Genomic DNA, 1,174 nt, shown 5'->3' with positions numbered 1-1,174 from the left:
TCGCCAACGTCTGCTACGAAATCCGCGGCCCGGTCCTCGAGGAGGCCATGCGGCTGGAGGCGGCGGGTCACCGCATCCTCAAGCTGAACACCGGCAACCCCGCGGCGTTCGGGTTCGAGTGCCCGCCGGAGATCCTGGAGGACATCCTCCGCTCGGTCGGCACCGCGCACGGCTACGGCGACGCCAAGGGCCTGGTCTCGGCCCGCCGCGCGGTGGTCCAGCACTACGAGACCAAGGGCGTCGAACTGACGGTGGACGACGTCTATCTGGGCAACGGCGTCTCCGAACTCATCCAGATGTCGATGCAGGCACTCCTGGACGACGGCGACGAGGTCCTCGTCCCGGCCCCGGACTACCCGCTGTGGACGGCGTCGGTCTCGCTCTCCGGCGGCACCGCGGTGCACTACCGCTGCGACGAGCAGGCGGACTGGATGCCGGACCTCGCCGACATCGAGCGCAAGATCACCGACCGCACCAAGGCCATCGTCGTCATCAACCCCAACAACCCCACCGGCGCGGTGTACGACGACACCCTGCTGCACGGCATCGCCGAACTGGCCCGCCGGCACAACCTCATCGTCTGCGCCGACGAGATCTACGACAAGATCCTCTACGACGGGGTCACCCACACCCCGTTCGCCGCGCTCGCCCCCGACGTGCTCACGCTCACCTTCAACGGCCTGTCCAAGGCGTACCGCGTGGCCGGCTACCGCAGCGGCTGGCTCGCGGTCTGCGGCCCGAAGGCGCACGCCGCCTCGTACATCGAGGGCCTGACCATCCTGGCGAACATGCGGCTGTGCGCCAACATGCCCGTCCAGCACGCCGTCGCCACCGCCCTCGGCGGCCGCCAGTCCATCAAGGACCTGGTGCTCCCCGGCGGCCGGCTCCTGGAGCAGCGCGACACCGCCTACGAGCTGCTGACCCGGATACCGGGCGTCAGCTGCGTCAAGCCCAAGGGCGCGCTCTACGCCTTCCCCCGCCTGGACCCGAAGGTGTACAAGATCAAGGACGACCGGCAGATGGTGCTGGACCTGCTGCGCGCCGAGAAGATCATGATCGTCCACGGCACCGGCTTCAACTGGCCCGATCCGGACCACTTCCGCCTGGTCACGCTGCCCAACAAGGACGATCTGACGGACGCCGTCACCCGAATCGGCGCCTTCCTCGAAAGCTA

General features: G+C 68.6%; 1 protein-coding gene. It reads left to right on the top strand.

From position 1 onward, the window contains the following. Positions 1 to 1,174: pyridoxal phosphate-dependent aminotransferase (locus ADL22_RS14205; protein ID WP_066978156.1), on the top strand; the 1,174-nt coding region annotated here is incomplete at both ends.

The sequence above is a fragment of the Streptomyces sp. NRRL F-4489 genome (assembly GCF_001509485.1).
Classification (GTDB): domain Bacteria; phylum Actinomycetota; class Actinomycetes; order Streptomycetales; family Streptomycetaceae; genus Streptomyces.
This window is presented reverse-complemented; position numbering and strand designations above follow the sequence as displayed.